At 44.9% G+C, this 13683-nt stretch carries 22 protein-coding genes; 3 read left to right on the forward strand and 19 right to left on the reverse strand.

The annotated features are described in order from the left end of the window. Positions 1 to 10: 10 nt before the first annotated feature. From infA to bioA, 16 genes are all read right to left on the reverse strand, one after another. Entirely contained in the window at positions 11 to 250 is a 240-nt protein-coding gene (infA, locus tag B5444_RS04065; RefSeq protein WP_079653961.1) for a translation initiation factor IF-1, read from the reverse strand. Continuing rightward, positions 243 to 1049, reverse strand: coding sequence for a type I methionyl aminopeptidase (map, locus tag B5444_RS04070; protein ID WP_079653962.1), 807 nt, complete (start codon positions 1047 to 1049; stop codon positions 243 to 245). The genes infA and map overlap by 8 nt, the downstream gene beginning before the upstream one ends. Next, on the reverse strand, positions 1039 to 1680 hold the full coding sequence (locus B5444_RS04075) for an adenylate kinase (protein ID WP_079653963.1): 642 nt from the start codon (positions 1678 to 1680) through the stop codon (positions 1039 to 1041). Before B5444_RS04075 ends, map begins: the two co-directional genes overlap by 11 nt. Next, positions 1677 to 2975 (reverse strand): preprotein translocase subunit SecY, encoded by a 1299-nt coding sequence (secY, locus tag B5444_RS04080; RefSeq protein ID WP_079653964.1) that lies wholly within the window; start codon positions 2973 to 2975, stop codon positions 1677 to 1679. The genes B5444_RS04075 and secY overlap by 4 nt, the downstream gene beginning before the upstream one ends. Continuing rightward, positions 2972 to 3418: a 50S ribosomal protein L15 gene (rplO, locus tag B5444_RS04085; RefSeq protein WP_079653965.1), complete on the reverse strand. Its 447-nt coding sequence runs from the start codon at positions 3416 to 3418 to the stop codon at positions 2972 to 2974. The genes secY and rplO overlap by 4 nt, the downstream gene beginning before the upstream one ends. Further along, positions 3405 to 3599, reverse strand: a complete 195-nt coding sequence (gene rpmD, locus B5444_RS04090) for a 50S ribosomal protein L30 (RefSeq protein ID WP_079653966.1) — start codon at positions 3597 to 3599, stop codon at positions 3405 to 3407. The genes rplO and rpmD overlap by 14 nt, the downstream gene beginning before the upstream one ends. Further along, the gene (gene rpsE / locus B5444_RS04095) at positions 3596 to 4183 is read right to left on the reverse strand and encodes a 30S ribosomal protein S5 (protein WP_079653967.1); all 588 of its coding nucleotides are present in this window, start codon (positions 4181 to 4183) and stop codon (positions 3596 to 3598) included. The genes rpmD and rpsE overlap by 4 nt, the downstream gene beginning before the upstream one ends. 14 nt (positions 4184 to 4197) lie before the next feature. After that, positions 4198 to 4569 (reverse strand): 50S ribosomal protein L18, encoded by a 372-nt coding sequence (gene rplR, locus B5444_RS04100; protein WP_079653968.1) that lies wholly within the window; start codon positions 4567 to 4569, stop codon positions 4198 to 4200. Between the two features lie 11 nt (positions 4570 to 4580). Beyond that, complete coding sequence (gene rplF, locus B5444_RS04105; protein WP_079653969.1) at positions 4581 to 5126, reverse strand: 50S ribosomal protein L6; 546 nt, start codon at positions 5124 to 5126, stop codon at positions 4581 to 4583. A 9-nt stretch (positions 5127 to 5135) separates the two neighbouring features. Then, positions 5136 to 5540 (reverse strand): 30S ribosomal protein S8, encoded by a 405-nt coding sequence (gene rpsH / locus B5444_RS04110; RefSeq protein WP_079653970.1) that lies wholly within the window; start codon positions 5538 to 5540, stop codon positions 5136 to 5138. Between the two features lie 12 nt (positions 5541 to 5552). Continuing rightward, positions 5553 to 5741, reverse strand: a complete 189-nt coding sequence (locus B5444_RS04115) for a type Z 30S ribosomal protein S14 (RefSeq protein WP_079653971.1) — start codon at positions 5739 to 5741, stop codon at positions 5553 to 5555. 1 nt (position 5742) lies between these two features. Next, complete coding sequence (rplE, locus tag B5444_RS04120; protein ID WP_079653972.1) at positions 5743 to 6306, reverse strand: 50S ribosomal protein L5; 564 nt, start codon at positions 6304 to 6306, stop codon at positions 5743 to 5745. Continuing rightward, on the reverse strand, positions 6303 to 6665 hold the full coding sequence (gene rplX / locus B5444_RS04125) for a 50S ribosomal protein L24 (RefSeq protein ID WP_079653973.1): 363 nt from the start codon (positions 6663 to 6665) through the stop codon (positions 6303 to 6305). Before rplX ends, rplE begins: the two co-directional genes overlap by 4 nt. Next, the gene (gene rplN, locus B5444_RS04130) at positions 6665 to 7030 is read right to left on the reverse strand and encodes a 50S ribosomal protein L14 (protein WP_079653974.1); all 366 of its coding nucleotides are present in this window, start codon (positions 7028 to 7030) and stop codon (positions 6665 to 6667) included. The genes rplX and rplN overlap by 1 nt, the downstream gene beginning before the upstream one ends. Positions 7031 to 7102: 72 nt before the next feature. After that, on the reverse strand, positions 7103 to 8275 hold the full coding sequence (locus B5444_RS04135) for a type III PLP-dependent enzyme (protein WP_079653975.1): 1173 nt from the start codon (positions 8273 to 8275) through the stop codon (positions 7103 to 7105). Positions 8276 to 8291: 16 nt separating this feature from the next. Next, a complete protein-coding gene (gene bioA / locus B5444_RS04140) occupies positions 8292 to 9632 on the reverse strand; it encodes an adenosylmethionine--8-amino-7-oxononanoate transaminase (RefSeq protein ID WP_079653976.1) in 1341 nt (446 codons plus the stop codon). A gap of 35 nt (positions 9633 to 9667) precedes the next feature. On the opposite strand from bioA, the gene B5444_RS07655 reads away from it, so the two are divergent. The 3 genes from B5444_RS07655 to B5444_RS07775 are packed head-to-tail and all read left to right on the forward strand — an operon-like array spanning position 9668 to position 10874. Further along, on the forward strand, positions 9668 to 9838 hold the full coding sequence (locus B5444_RS07655; protein ID WP_172838427.1) for a hypothetical protein: 171 nt from the start codon (positions 9668 to 9670) through the stop codon (positions 9836 to 9838). After that, entirely contained in the window at positions 9835 to 10650 is an 816-nt protein-coding gene (locus B5444_RS04145) for an enoyl-CoA hydratase-related protein (RefSeq protein WP_231967071.1), read from the forward strand. The genes B5444_RS07655 and B5444_RS04145 overlap by 4 nt, the downstream gene beginning before the upstream one ends. An 11-nt stretch (positions 10651 to 10661) precedes the next feature. After that, entirely contained in the window at positions 10662 to 10874 is a 213-nt protein-coding gene (locus tag B5444_RS07775) for a hypothetical protein (RefSeq protein WP_231967072.1), read from the forward strand. Here the strand turns inward: B5444_RS07775 and B5444_RS04150 are convergent. From B5444_RS04150 to B5444_RS04160, 3 genes are read right to left on the reverse strand one after another with little or no spacing between them, the layout of a single operon-like run. Then, a complete protein-coding gene (locus B5444_RS04150; RefSeq protein ID WP_079653977.1) occupies positions 10871 to 11584 on the reverse strand; it encodes a 2-oxoacid:ferredoxin oxidoreductase subunit gamma family protein in 714 nt (237 codons plus the stop codon). The genes B5444_RS07775 and B5444_RS04150 overlap by 4 nt on opposite strands. After that, positions 11581 to 12441, reverse strand: coding sequence for a thiamine pyrophosphate-dependent enzyme (locus tag B5444_RS04155; RefSeq protein ID WP_079653978.1), 861 nt, complete (start codon positions 12439 to 12441; stop codon positions 11581 to 11583). The genes B5444_RS04150 and B5444_RS04155 overlap by 4 nt, the downstream gene beginning before the upstream one ends. Further along, positions 12431 to 13636, reverse strand: coding sequence for a transketolase C-terminal domain-containing protein (locus B5444_RS04160; RefSeq protein WP_079653979.1), 1206 nt, complete (start codon positions 13634 to 13636; stop codon positions 12431 to 12433). The genes B5444_RS04155 and B5444_RS04160 overlap by 11 nt, the downstream gene beginning before the upstream one ends. Positions 13637 to 13683 lie beyond the last annotated feature (47 nt).

The raw sequence follows: 13683 nt of genomic DNA on the forward strand, positions 1-13683 counted from the left end.
GAGCACCTCCTTAGTATCTGTATATTATCCTTCCCCGTGTGAGGTCATAAGGTGATAGCTCTACCTTCACACGGTCTCCTGGAAGTATACGGATAAAGTTAACACGCATTTTTCCAGAGACATGTGCGAGTACTAGATGACCCGTATCCAACCTTACTCTAAACATAGCGTTTGGTAGCACCTCTTCAACAACACCTTCAAGTACTATACCTTTTTCCTTATGTTGCTGTTCATCTTTCTTCTTACCCATGGCCAAACTCCGTAAGCACTATAGGTCCCTCCTTGGTAACAGCTACCACATACTCAAAGTGAGCACATGGACTGTTATCTTTTGTCCTTACTGTCCAAGGGTCCTTTTTGATGTCTTCTTCGTGTACGTATTCATCAGATCCTACAGCTATCATAGGTTCTATGGCAAGTACCATGCCCTGCTTTAGCTTTAAATCTTTGACTCTTTTACCGTCAAAGTCTGCAGGATTGTTAGGCACGTATGGATCTTCGTGTACACGCCTGCCTATACCATGTCCACCTAGACCTTTTACAGGCTTAAACCCATACTTATTTGCAACATTTGCTATGGCATTGGTTATGTCGGAAAGCCAATTTCCGGCTACGCAGGCTTTTGTGGCTTCTTCAAGGGCTTCTTTTGTAGCCTTCATAAGCAGCTCTTTCTGTTCATCTACTTGACCTACTGGAACCGTTATCGCCGAATCACCTGCATAGCCGTCTACGAAAGCTCCAAAGTCGATGCTCACTATATCTCCTTCCTTTAATATTTCTTCTTCCTTGGGAAGACCATGCACTATTGCAGAGTTCACCGATACGCATAAGGCCGCAGGGTACTTAATGTCACTAAAGGGTGGCTTGTAGTTTAAAAATGCCGGCTTTATTCTAAGGTCCTTACATAGCTCTCTTGCCCTTACCTCAAGGTCCCATGTACTTATGCCTGGCTTCACTAGCTTAGCCACCTCCTTAAGCACGTAAACTACAGCATCACATGCCTTCTTTATCTTCTCAATTTCTTTGAAAGAGTAGAGCTCAACAGCCATGTACCAAGCCTTTTAACTCTTCGTAGATTTCCTGCATACTCTTAGATGCGTCCAAACTATATAGTATACCTCTTTTTTTGTAAAAGTCAATAAGCTCTTTGGTTTGGGCTCTATAGACCTCTAGCCTACGCCTTACCACATCTTCTTTATCGTCCTCTCTCTGTATAAGGGTACCACCACATATGTCGCATACTCCTTCTACCTTCGGTGGGTTAAACTTAATGTGATAAACAGCTCCGCACTTAGAACATACCCTTCTACCTGAAAGTCTCTCTACTATCACCTCATCTTTAGCATCAAAGAAGATTACCCTATAAAGTTCCTTGGAATGTTTTTTAAGGAATTCGTCAAGAGCTAGAGCCTGCTTTACAGTTCTTGGAAATCCATCAAGTATAACTCCTTTATTGTCCTTGGGGAATACTTCTTCTATGAGTGCTATGATGAGCTCATCGGGTACCAACTCACCTCTATCCATGTATTCCTTGGCTTTTTGGCCGAGAGGCGTCCCGTTCTTCACAGCCTCTCTGAGAAGATCTCCTGTGGAGACGTGTAAAAATCCACACTCTTGCGAAAGCATCTTCGCCTGCGTCCCTTTTCCAGCTCCGGGTGGACCTAAAAACACAAGTATCATCTCCTCCTCCTTATGGCACCCATAGTGTATTTCTTCTGAAGAAGTTGAGCTTCTATCCTATTTATGGTATCGAGCGCCACACCCACAACTATAAGGGCTGTAGTTCCACCAAAGTAGAAAGGTACTTTAAGCCATATGCTTATGAATAGAGGAACGGTAGCTACCACGCTAAGGAACAGAGCTCCTATGAAGGCCAGTCTGTTGATTACACCTTCTAAGAATGCTTGTGTATCCTTACCGGGCCTTACGCCTGGGATGAAAGCACCAGCTTTCTTTAAGTTATCCGCCACATCCATGGGGTTTATGAGGACGGCCGTGTAGAAGTAAGTAAAGAATACTATGAGCATTACGTAAAGTACGTTGTACAAGGGACTCGTGGGATTAAAAGCTTCGTGTATCGCTTGAGCTATGGGATGCTTTATAAAGCCTATTATTGTAGAAGGAATGAGTAATAAGGACTGGGCGAATATTATGGGTATTACTCCGGCTGGGTTTATCTTGAAGGGTAAGTAGGTGGATCCACCTACTATCTCCTGTCTACCTACCTGTCTTCTGGGGTACTGTACTGGTATACGCCTTTCGGCCTCTTGTAGATAGACTATGGCAAATATGATAGCTATCACGAAGATCACGGCGCCTACTACAGCAAAGGGAGAAAGTTCTCCGGAGGTTAGCATACTGTACACTCTTATGGAAGCGTTAGGAAAACCTGCTACTATTCCTGCGAATATAAGGAGGGACATCCCGTTTCCTAATCCTCTATGTGTTATCCTGTCTCCTACCCAAACTAAGAACATGGTGGATGCTGTAAGGGCTATAACTGTTGTGAAGGTGAATAGAAGACCTTTCTCCACCACTATGGGAGTACCTTTCGGAGACGTTTGATTTTGCAACCATATGGCTATGCCTGTAGACTGAACTAAGGCTACGAAAAGGGTTAAGTACCTTGTGTATTGGTTTATCTTGTAACGTCCATAATCACCCTCTTCCTTTGCCAGTCTTTGAAGCTCTGGAATGGCTACTGTGAGTAGTTGCATCATTATGGAAGCTGATATGTAAGGCATAACGCCTAAAGCAAAAAGAGTCATCCTGCTTAGGTTCCCGCCGGAGAATATGTCGTACAGATAAAAGATGGTGGTCTGAAAGCTCTTGAAAAACTCTTCAAGGGCCGTAGTATCTATACCCGGTATGGGTACGTGGCTACCAAACCTGTAGACAGCAAACATAAAGAGGGTGTAGAAAAACCTCTTTCTGAGGTCCTCTGAGGAGAAGATCTCCTTTAGGATATTTATCACTTTAGTACCTCGTAGGTGGAGCCTGAGGCTTGAATCTTCTCTATGGCACTCTTGGAAAAAGCATGGGCCTTTATGTGTAGCTTTTTGGTAAGCTCACCGTCACCTAAGATCTTTACAGGCATTCCTTTCTTCACAAGACCCTTATCGTATAGTGTGTCAGGGTTTACCTCTTGGCCCTCGGAGAAGTACCTATCTATAGTCTTTAGGTTTACTACTGTGTATTCTCTACGGGATGGGTTGTTAAAACCTCTTTTGGGTATGCGTTTATGCAGAGGTGTCTGGCCACCTTCAAACCATGAAGGCATCTTCCTATCGCCTGATCTTGACTTTTGACCTTTGTGTCCTCTACCGGCGGTTTTTCCATGTCCAGAACCTATGCCTCTACCTACTCTCTTTCTTTCCTTTGTAGCTCCTTCATGTGGAGCAAGTTCATGAAGCTTCATCTTCTACCTCCTCCACCTTTAGAAGATAGAAGGCTTTTCTTATATTACCCCTTACCATAGGGTTGTCAGGCAGTATCCTACTTTGTCCAATTTTTTTAAGGCCTAAGCTATGTACAGCTTTTACGTGTTCCTCTCTCTTTCCAGCTAAGCCTCTAACTAAGGTCACTTTTAGCTTCTTCATGGCAGCTGTACCTCTCTCGCGTATAGGTTGTATCTCTTTCTTAATTCTTCTTCTGGTATGCCTCTCATCCTGCTTACTTCTTCAAGAGTTCTAAGCTGTAACAGCGCATCAAATACAGCCCTTACTACGTTGTTGGGGTTGGTGCTACCTTGTAGTTTGGTAAGTACGTCTGTATAACCTGCTAGTTCTAAAATGGGTTTTGCAGCTCCACCGGCTACTATACCCGTTCCTCTCCTGGCTGGGAGGATCTTTATCTGTGTGGGGCCGTAGTGACCTATGACTTCATGGGGTACTGTTCCGTTTACTATGGGAACCCTTATTATATGCTTTTTCCCATCCTCTATAGCCTTTGCTATGGCTATGGGTACTTCCTTTGCTTTACCCAATCCGAAACCGACAAAGCCTCTTCTATCTCCTACCACCACAAGAGCGCTAAAGGAGAACCTCCTACCACCCTTTGTAACCCTTGCAGTCCTTTTGGCGTAGATAAGCCTTTCTTCTATCTGTAGTTCATCTTCCAAGGCACTTATACCTTGTTCTCTTCTTCTCCTGTCTATGAGTTTTTCTATGGACTTACCACCCATTCTCTACCTCCTTTTTAGAACTCAAGACCTAGCTCTCTGCAAGCATCTGCAAAGGCTTTTATCTTCCCATGGTACAAGAACCCATTTCTATCAAAGACTACCTTTGTTATGCCCTTTTCCTTTGCTTTCTTTACCAAAAGTTGGGCAACCTTCTTCACATCCTCGATAGACTTTCCACCTCTTTTCCCAAACATCTGGACGTAATCCTTGTCTATAGAGGATGCAGATACTAAGGTGATACCTTTAGTATCATCTATTATCTGAGCGTAGAAGGCGTTTAAACTCCTGTATACGCAAAGTCTTGGCCTTTCAGGGGTACCAAAGATCTTCTTCCTTATCCTCTTGTGCCTTCTTTCCCTTCTTTCTTGTCTTGTCAACTTGGCCATGGAAAACCTCCTTACTTCTTACCCTTTCCTGCAGCTTTTCCAGCTTTGAGCTTTATAACCTCACCTTCGTACCTTATACCCTTACCTTTATAGGCGTCTGGCTTCCTGAAGGATCTTATCTCGGCAGCCACTTGTCCAACCAATTGCTTATCTATGCCACTTACGTATATCTTGTTTTCCTTAACTTCAATCTTTATACCCGGTGGTATAGGATACACTATTGGATGTGAATATCCAAGGTTTAACTCTAGGTTATTCCCTTTAACTGCAGCTTTGTAACCTAGACCTACTACTTCAAGTACCACCGTATAGCCTTCTGTAACACCCTTTATCATGTTCCTTATAAGGGCTGCTGTGGTTCCGTGAAGTGCCCTGTGGAATGGATCGTCTGAAGGTCTTTCTACCCTTATGACGTTTCCTTCTTGTATTACTTTCATGTCAGGGTGTACATTCATGGAGAGTTTGCCCTTTGGTCCTTCAACGGTTATAACACCGTTAGCTATGCTTACCTTCACGTTTGAAGGTATCTCTATGGGTGCTTTACCTATCCTTGACATGGCTTCACCTCACCAAACAAAAGCTATTACTTCGCCACCCTTTCCGAGTTTCCTGGCTTCGTGGTCTGTAACCACACCAGCGTCTGTTGAAAGTATGGCTATACCCAGTCCTCTTCTTACGTAAGGTATCCTGTGCTTGGGTACGTAAACCCTTCTTCCTGGCTTTGATATTTTCTTTATTTCGGTGAGCGGACTTACTTCCTTCTTGGGATCAAGATATTTCAAATGTATCTTGAGCATATACTGGGTGCCCTTTCTTTCTTCTTCTAGTCTTTCCCAATCTTTGATGAAACCTTCCTTTTTGAGTATCTCTAGTATTGCTTCCTTTAGCTTAGAAGAAGGAACTATCACGTAATCTTTCTTCTGCATAAGGGCGTTTTTAATTGCGGAAAACATGTCCGCTATCGGGTCCATTCTATCACCTCCTTACCAGCTTGCTTTTCTCACTCCAGGGAGTTCACCCCTAAGGGCCCTTTCCCTGAAGCATATCCTGCACATACCGAAGTACCTTATGTATCCTCTTGGCCTTCCACACAGAGGACATCTGTTCTTCTGCCTTACCTTATACTTAGGAAAATGCATAAGGTCCTTAGCTACTTTGCACTTCCTAGCCATGTTACACGCTCCTTATGGGTAATCCTAATAAAGAAAGAAGCCAAAGGGCTTCTTCGTCTGTCTTGGCAGTTGTATGGATGATTATATCCATACCCCTGATAGCATCCACCTTCTCGTAGTCTATCTCTGGGAAGACTATTTGCTCAGCTATACCAAAGGCGTAGTTACCTCTACCGTCAAAGGATCTGGGGTTAAGACCCTTAAAGTCCTTAACCCTTGGTAGAGCTACGCTTATAAGTTTGTCCAAAAACTCCCACATCCTGACCTTACGTAGGGTTACCTTCAGGCCTACTGGCATTCCCTTCCTAAGCTTGAAGCCAGCCTCTGACTTCCTAGCTCTTCTTATGGAAGGATGCTGACCTGTTATGGCCTTGAGGTCTTCCATAGCCCTCTCAAGGTACTTTATGTCGCTTACCGCCTCTCCAACGCCCATGTTGACCACTATTTTCACCAGCCTGGGTACCTGCATGGGGTTTTTGTAGCCGAAACGTTGGATAAGCTTAGGTACTACCTCCTCCTTGTACTTTATGTACAGCCTTGGTACGTACTTGGTCTGCGTGCTCATGCTTTAACCCTCTCTAAGGCTTTTTCTCTAACAAGGTCTATGTTTTCATTGCATTTTTTACAGTACCTGTACTTCCTCATTACATTTCCTTCTTGTACTATCCTAAAGCCCACCCTCGTCGGTTTTTCGCATTTGGGACATAGGAGCATCACGTTGCTTATGTGAATTGGAGCTTCCATCTCAAATATGCCACCTTCCCTTACGTTGGGTATAGCCTTAACATGCTTTTTGACTATGTTCACACCCTTAACCAGAACCCTGTTCTTCTCCCGGATAACCTTAAGGACTTCTCCAACCTTACCCTTGTCTTTACCCCTCATAACTACCACTTTGTCTCCCTGCTTTATTTTAGACGCCATCAGACTACCTCCGGTGCCAAGGATGCAAGCTTAGTAAAACCTCTGTTTCTGACCTCTCTGGCTATTGGTCCCAGGATACGTGTTCCTAGGGGCTCTCCGTACTGGTTGAGAAGCACCACCGCGTTATCGTCAAACTTTATGTAGCTTCCGTCAGGTCTCCTTACCTCCTTCTTGGTCCTGACCACAACAGCCCTGTAAATGTTTCCCTTCTTGGCAGGGCTGTTGGGGGCAGCGCTCTTGACGGTGACCGTTACCACGTCACCAAGGGTGGCATACTTCCTAGGCGCATAGGGTATACCTATAACCTGTACTTTTTTGGCACCAGAGTTGTCTGCAACATTACAGTAAGTCTGCCTCTGTATCATGGCACATCACTCCTCGTTAAAATACAAGACTTAATACAAGCTTGTATATTATAGCACAAGTTTTATCGGTTCTTAGACTGCAACTATCTTTGGAGCGGGAAAACCGTTAAAGTTAGAAGCGTAGACGTTCGTGTAAGCTCCGGCAGATAGGATGTAAACGTAGTCCCCTACCTCAGGCTCAGGTAGAGCTACGCTTTTGGCCACCACGTCCATACTGTCACATGATACACCCCCTATTGTCCACTCTTTTAAAGGACCTTCCCTCTCTACGTAGAAGGGATACCTTATACCACCCAGAGCTTCGGCAAGACCGTTGAAGACACCCGTATCTATGTAGAGCCAATGCTCTTCACCCCTCTTGGCCTTTCCTATGACCCTAGTGATCATGATGCCCTGGTCTCCCACCACACCTCTTCCAGGTTCCATCTGCACCTCGTGGGGTAACTTAGGGAAATACTTTTGAAGAAGTCCCTTCACGTAATAGGCTATATCCTCCACCCTTAAGGCCTCGTACATGTACCTTACGGGCAGTCCACCACCCATGTTTAGCACTTGAAGGTTTATACCCTTCCTTCTTGCCTTCTCCCATAGCTCGCTGGCCAGCTTTATAGCTATGAACCAGTTTCTGTAATTGTTGCACTGAGAACCTACGTGAAAGGTTATTCCATACGGGATGAGACCTTTGTCTTTGGCATATTCAAGTACTTCAAGAGCTGTATCTATGTCTAAACCAAATTTCTTAGAAAGGGGCCATTCACTGCCTTCATTAGGTACTACTATACGTACGTAAACCCTTGAACGTTTTGCTACTTTTGATATTTTGTCCACTTCGACAAAGGAATCCACCGCAAACCTGTCCACACCATGTCTGTATGCGTACTCTATAAAGTCCATGGGTTTTATGGGATTGCTAGAAATTATCCTGTCGGGTGATACACCAAAAGAAAGAACTTTCTTGAGCTCTTCTGTGGAGGCTATTTCAAACCCAGAACCGAGCTCGGCCAGGGAGCTTATTATGGATATGTGGTCGTTGGCCTTTACTGCATAGTAAATTTTAACAAAAGGCAGGTGGTACTTTATTTCTATGTATCTACTCTTTACACCTTTGAGGTCTATAAGGAGGGTAGGGGTTTCATCAGGCTTAAGGTAGTCCTTAAGATGAGGCCTGTCGGAAATAAACTCGTTGAAGTACCTTCTTGAGTAATCAAACTGTATCTTAAGGTAGTCTACAGAACCTGCAACCATACAGAAAAATTTAAACTCAAAGGGTGCTTATGGCCCACTTTAGTGCATCTATCACGGTGTCCATCTGGTCGGTATTTATCACCAAAGGCATCATGAGTACCATGACATCTCCCAAAGGTCTTAGGAAAACTCCCTTTTCTCTACACTTGTAGGCCACTTTAAAGCCTGTTCTTTCTCCATATGGGTAGGGCCTACCTGTCTTCTTATCCTCTACTAACTCTATACCTGCCATAAAGCCAAGTTGGCGCACGTCCCCCACGTGGTCCAGATCCCAAAACTCCTCAAGCCTTTTTGTAAGATACTCTATCTTGTGCTGGAGCTTCTCCAGGGTTTTTTCTTCCTCAAAGAGTTCTATGTTGGCAAGTGCTACGGCGCATGCTAGGTTGTTACCTGTATAGGTGTGCCCATGGTAGAAATGTTTCTTCTCGCCAAACTCACTCAGGAAGGCATTAAAGACCTCCTCGGTGGTCAGGGTTGCCGCCAGTGGTAAGTAACCCCCCGTTATTCCCTTCCCGAGACACATAAAGTCAGGGCACACATCTTCTTGCTGGCAGTAAAACATGCTACCCGTCCTTCCAAAACCTGTGGCCACCTCGTCCACTATCATCAACACACCGTACTTCTTAGTGAGTTCCCTTACCCCTTTTAAAAATCCTTTTGGGAAGGGTAACATGCCAGCGGCTGCCTGTATGCCAGCTTCCAATATAACAGCCACCACATCAGACCTCTCTTTTAGCACCTTTTCTAGAATGGACAGAAGCTCTTCCTTACACTCATCGCATAGCCTTCCGTACTTCTCTTTACAGAATAAGTAAGGAGAAGGAATCTTTACTGTTTCAAACAGAAGGTCTTTGTATGTGCCATGGAATAGATCTATACCGCCTACGCTCACAGAGCCTATAGTGTCTCCATGGTAGGCTTCCGACAAAGTTACGAAAACCTTCCTTCTCTCTCCTAGGTTTCTCCAGTACTGGTATGCGAGCTTTATGGCTATCTCCACGGCTTCAGCTCCATCCTCTGAGTAGAAGACTTTGGTAAGGCAAGAAGGTGTTATGTCTACTAGCTTCTTGGCGAGGAGTATGGCAGGTACGTTTGAACTTCCAAGGGTTGTAGTGTGAGCCACTTTTTGAAGTTGTTCTATAAGTGCTTGGTTTAACTTAGGGTGATTATGTCCGTGGACGTTGCACCATAGAGAAGATATGGCGTCTATAAACCTCCGCCCATATATATCGTATAGGTATACGCCCTCTCCTCTTTCAAAAATAAGATTCTCTTCTTCCCTGTAGACCTTCATCTGAGTAAAAGGATGCCAGAAATAGGTCTTGTCCCAATTTTCTAAGGTCTTTGGGTCCAGCATGGGTAGAATTATAAGGTTTCTTGACAGGAAAATTAATGAACGTATATTTATTATTCGTGCAGAACACCTCAGCTAGTCTTTTAAATACCTACAGGGATACGAAGATATTCCAAAAGCTTGTGAAGGATATAAAGAGAGAACTACAGGACCTTCCAAACCTTCCTATTCACATAATGGAGTTCTGCGGTGGACATAAGACTTTTTGAAAGGTGAGCCACCGGGTAAGGTTTTAGCCGTTAGAGATGAGACTGTATGCATAGCAACCCTGGATGGAGCCGTTTGGATAACCCATCTAAGAGAGAAGGGTAGGGATTCTATAAAGCTGCCAGCGTTAAGGGTGTTACATGATGTGTATGCTAAAGAAATACCGCTAAAACCTTGGGAGAGCTATGAAGGGAGGACATACAGAGAGATAATCTACTGGGAAGAAAAGGGCATAGGAAACATTGAGTTTAACTTCTACAACGGAGCCATGAGTACAGAGCAGTGCCAAAGACTTTTGGAAACTATAAGATATGCCAAGAAGAGGCCGGTGGATGTAATCATACTGTGGGGTTCGGAGGACTTTTGGTCAAACGGTATGAACTTAAACACCATTGAAAACGCAGAAAGTCCAGCCGATGAGTCGTGGAGAAACATAAACGCTATGGATGACCTATGTGAAGAGATGATCAGAAGTGTGGATAAGTTTTTTGTATGCTCAATGCAGGGAAATGCTGGGGCGGGTGGTGTATTCCTAGCTCTAGCTGGAGACTTGGTAATAGCGAGAAGTTCTGTAGTTTTAAATCCTCATTACAAGAACATAGGTAACCTCTACGGATCCGAATTTTGGACTTATCTGCTTCCTAAAAGAGTTGGTTGGGATGTCAGCAGACAAATAATGGAAAATAGACTGCCTATCAGCGCAAGAAAAGCTCAGGAGATTGGCCTTATTGATGTTGTCTTTGATGGGGACCCTAAGACGTTTAGGAGTAAGGTCATGGATTCTGTAAAAAAACTTATCTATGAAGGAAAATAGAAGAGTTACTCATGAAAAAGAGACTCATAAGGGAGGCAGATGAAAGGGAAAAACCCCTCAGCTGTTACAGGGAGGAAGAACTATCAAGGATGAAGTTAAACTTTTACGGATTCGACACAAGCTATCATATAGCAAGATATTACTTTGTACATAGAACTCTGCCTTTTAGAACGCCACCCTACCTTGCAAAACATAGAAGGGGCCAGGGGCCCCAGAAGGTTTAGACAGCTACCTTTTTTGGCGGTGGCGGTAGGAAGGGCTCTAGGCCCTGTTCTTGGGCCCACTTTTTGGCAAACTCGTAAGCGGCTTTAGCTGTTTCCAGGTTTTTCTGAATAAGCTCAAGCTTCTTCTTAAACTTCCTTTCGAGGGCCGAGTCCAATGAAGCCGTTCCACCAGAGGCTACGAACTTCTTGAGGAACCTGGACTTTATTCCTTCCTCTATAGCTTCTATACTGATGTTTCCTATAGCGCCAAAAAGGGCTCCTATCATGGCCATGTTGGTGGAGAGCTCTGTTCCGGCTATGTCTATGGCAAATTTGGTGGCTGAAAAGTTTAGCACTTTTACGTTCAAGGAAGCTAGAAACTCCTTGTCTTCATCCGTCAGAAGGTCTTCTTCAGAGTTTATGATTATCAGACCATTCTTCTTTATGCCAGAGTAGAAGGGCATGGTGTAGGATTTACCCATGGTTATGACCTGTGGGTGAAAGACCATAATGACGTCTGGATAGACCACTTCTCCCCTGTCAAAGATGGGCTCTACCCCTATCCTTGCATAGCTTTCGGCGGGCGCCATCCTCTTCTCAGCGCCAAAGAAGGGGTTCGAAACAGCGTAATAACCTTCGTAGTCTGCAGCGGTTGCTATAATGTGGGCGGCTGTAACCGCGCCTTGGCCACCCAGAGCTGGCATCCTTATGTTTACCCTCTTCCTCATCATAGCAAGCCTTCCTCCTTCTTCCTGTTTATGACCTCCTCCGCTTGCGGTGTCATGTATTCAAAGAAGCTAAACCTCTCTTTATCCCTTGCCCTCATCTCTTCAAGTCCGTCGTCTGAGTTTAGACCTATCTCAAGTATGCAGGGAGTGTATAGGTGTATGTAGGTAGGACCCACTTCCCTGGCCACGTATATGGCCTTTTTGACCACCTGTTCTACCTTCTTGGGAGATGAGACGGTAAGTCTTGCTACGTAGTGGCAACCAGAGTCGATAGCTAACTGCCACATGGGGACCTTGTCCCACTGTTTGCCCTTTGGTGCCATCTTAAAGACATGTCCTCTTACAGTGGTTCCGCTCTCCTGACCGCCCGTGTTGGCGTAAACTTCGTTGTCAAAACATATGGTGGTTATCTTCTCCTGTCTGAAGAAAGATTGGAGGGTGCAGTCCAATCCTATGTCAACAGTAGCACCGTCTCCCGCAAGTACTACTACGTCCTTTACCTTATCTGGGAACCTCCATTCGAGTACTCTCTTTATACCAGATGCTACAGCATTTTGGTTTCCAAAGAGTGAGTGGACAGTGTGCAGAGCTATGTGTGGGAAGACTAGGGATGTACAACCCGTGGAGTTAACTATTATGGTATCCTCTGGGTTAGGCAGGGAGGCAAGTATGTACCTAAGAGCGGCCGACTCTGGACATCCTGCACAAAGGGAGTGCTCCTCTATAAGCTCCTTAGCGTAGGGCAGGTCCATAACACCCCTTTTGGGATTGCCCCAGGTAGCTTTAAACTGTAGGTCCTTGATCTCCTGGGGCATGACGTCCAAAAACTCCTCGTTTATCTGGTAGATCTTAAATGACATGCTTTACCTCCTTACCTACGAACTTTAGAACTTCCTTAACTATGACTTCAGGAGGCATGGTCATACCACCAGCAACCCTTGGAGATCCTATTATTTCGGCATCAGAGTGTTTGTACAGGTACCTTCTTACTTCCCTTTCAAGCCAACCTACTACATTGAACTCTGGTACAAATATATACCTGGCATTTTTGACAGCTTCCCTAAGCTCCTGTATAGGGAAGGGCCTTATGGTCTTTAGCTTTACTACCTTTGTCTTTATACCCTCTTCGTCTTCAAGTATTCTGCATGCTTCTTTTGCTTGAGCTGCGGCCGTTCCGCAGGTGACGAATACTATGTCTGCCTCTGGATCTCCAAACTCCTCTATGAGCCCTCTGAGGTAATGCTTGGCGTATGGTCTTGATCTCTCTATAGCAGCTCTAACTTCCCACTGCCAGCTTGCATGGGTGGCGTAAGATATGTAGTTGGACTTCATCACAAAGGGGTCCCTCAGGAATCTGCCTGGTGGAACCTCTGCATCTATAACAGGCATGGGTGCTCTGTAAGGGTTATAAGGTGGTAGGGCTATGTCATCTGGTGGGAGCATAACCGCTTCCCTAGTATGAGATACAAAGAAGCCGTCTACTACTGTAATCACCGGAACGTGAACATCTGGTTGTTCTGCGACTACAAAACCTGCCAGTATCATGTCAAAGAGATCTTGGGCATTCTCTGCGTACCAGATCATACATCCTGTATCGAGCAGAAAGCTAACCTCAAGGTTGTCGGGCTGTATAGACAGGGGTGAGTTTACTCCTCTTGCCATGAGGACAAGCTGGACAGGTATGCGTGTTCCTGCCCACATGGGGAAGTTCTCCATAGCCCTTAGGGTTCCTGGTCCTGATGTGGTTGTGATGCACCTAGCTCCCGCAAGGGCACAGCCAGCTATCTCGGACATAACGCCAAATTCAGATTCTCCCCTGAAGTAAACTCCTACGTAACCTTCTACCCATAGTTCACCTATGAGGTGTGCAGCTTCTGATTGAGGAGTTATGGGATAAGAGACTGAAGCGTCAACGGAAGCTCTTTTAACGGCTTCCTTTACCGCCTCAGATCCTGTCATGAAATGCTTTGTCCTTGGTGCTTCGAAGAGAAGATAGTCTGGTGAGACTATCCTCTGCCCGGCCCTGTTGTATTGTACAAGCTCAGATTTTTGCATGGACCTACCTCCGTTGAAGTTTTCTACTCAAATCTACTTTGAGGTCT

Source organism: Thermocrinis minervae, from assembly GCF_900142435.1.
Lineage (GTDB): Bacteria > Aquificota > Aquificia > Aquificales > Aquificaceae > Thermocrinis_A > Thermocrinis_A minervae.

Excerpts from the sequence above, each read along its gene's own strand:
- infA (WP_079653961.1), bottom strand. The coding sequence starts at position 250 with ATGGGTAAGAAGAAAGATGAACAGCAACATAAGGAAAAAGGTATAGTA.
- map (WP_079653962.1), bottom strand. The coding sequence starts at position 1,049 with ATGGCTGTTGAGCTCTACTCTTTCAAAGAAATTGAGAAGATAAAGAAG.
- B5444_RS04075 (WP_079653963.1), bottom strand. The coding sequence starts at position 1,680 with ATGATACTTGTGTTTTTAGGTCCACCCGGAGCTGGAAAAGGGACGCAG.
- rplO (WP_079653965.1), bottom strand. The coding sequence starts at position 3,418 with ATGAAGCTTCATGAACTTGCTCCACATGAAGGAGCTACAAAGGAAAGA.
- rpmD (WP_079653966.1), bottom strand. The coding sequence starts at position 3,599 with ATGAAGAAGCTAAAAGTGACCTTAGTTAGAGGCTTAGCTGGAAAGAGA.
- rpsE (WP_079653967.1), bottom strand. The coding sequence starts at position 4,183 with ATGGGTGGTAAGTCCATAGAAAAACTCATAGACAGGAGAAGAAGAGAA.
- rplR (WP_079653968.1), bottom strand. The coding sequence starts at position 4,569 with ATGGCCAAGTTGACAAGACAAGAAAGAAGGGAAAGAAGGCACAAGAGG.
- rplF (WP_079653969.1), bottom strand. The coding sequence starts at position 5,126 with ATGTCAAGGATAGGTAAAGCACCCATAGAGATACCTTCAAACGTGAAG.
- rpsH (WP_079653970.1), bottom strand. The coding sequence starts at position 5,540 with ATGGACCCGATAGCGGACATGTTTTCCGCAATTAAAAACGCCCTTATG.
- B5444_RS04115 (WP_079653971.1), bottom strand. The coding sequence starts at position 5,741 with ATGGCTAGGAAGTGCAAAGTAGCTAAGGACCTTATGCATTTTCCTAAG.
- rplE (WP_079653972.1), bottom strand. The coding sequence starts at position 6,306 with ATGAGCACGCAGACCAAGTACGTACCAAGGCTGTACATAAAGTACAAG.
- rplX (WP_079653973.1), bottom strand. The coding sequence starts at position 6,665 with ATGGCGTCTAAAATAAAGCAGGGAGACAAAGTGGTAGTTATGAGGGGT.
- rplN (WP_079653974.1), bottom strand. The coding sequence starts at position 7,030 with ATGATACAGAGGCAGACTTACTGTAATGTTGCAGACAACTCTGGTGCC.
- B5444_RS04135 (WP_079653975.1), bottom strand. The coding sequence starts at position 8,275 with ATGGTTGCAGGTTCTGTAGACTACCTTAAGATACAGTTTGATTACTCA.
- bioA (WP_079653976.1), bottom strand. The coding sequence starts at position 9,632 with ATGCTGGACCCAAAGACCTTAGAAAATTGGGACAAGACCTATTTCTGG.
- B5444_RS07655 (WP_172838427.1), top strand. The coding sequence starts at position 9,668 with ATGAACGTATATTTATTATTCGTGCAGAACACCTCAGCTAGTCTTTTA.
- B5444_RS07775 (WP_231967072.1), top strand. The coding sequence starts at position 10,662 with ATGAAAAAGAGACTCATAAGGGAGGCAGATGAAAGGGAAAAACCCCTC.
- B5444_RS04150 (WP_079653977.1), bottom strand. The coding sequence starts at position 11,584 with ATGATGAGGAAGAGGGTAAACATAAGGATGCCAGCTCTGGGTGGCCAA.
- B5444_RS04155 (WP_079653978.1), bottom strand. The coding sequence starts at position 12,441 with ATGTCATTTAAGATCTACCAGATAAACGAGGAGTTTTTGGACGTCATG.
- B5444_RS04160 (WP_079653979.1), bottom strand. The coding sequence starts at position 13,636 with ATGCAAAAATCTGAGCTTGTACAATACAACAGGGCCGGGCAGAGGATA.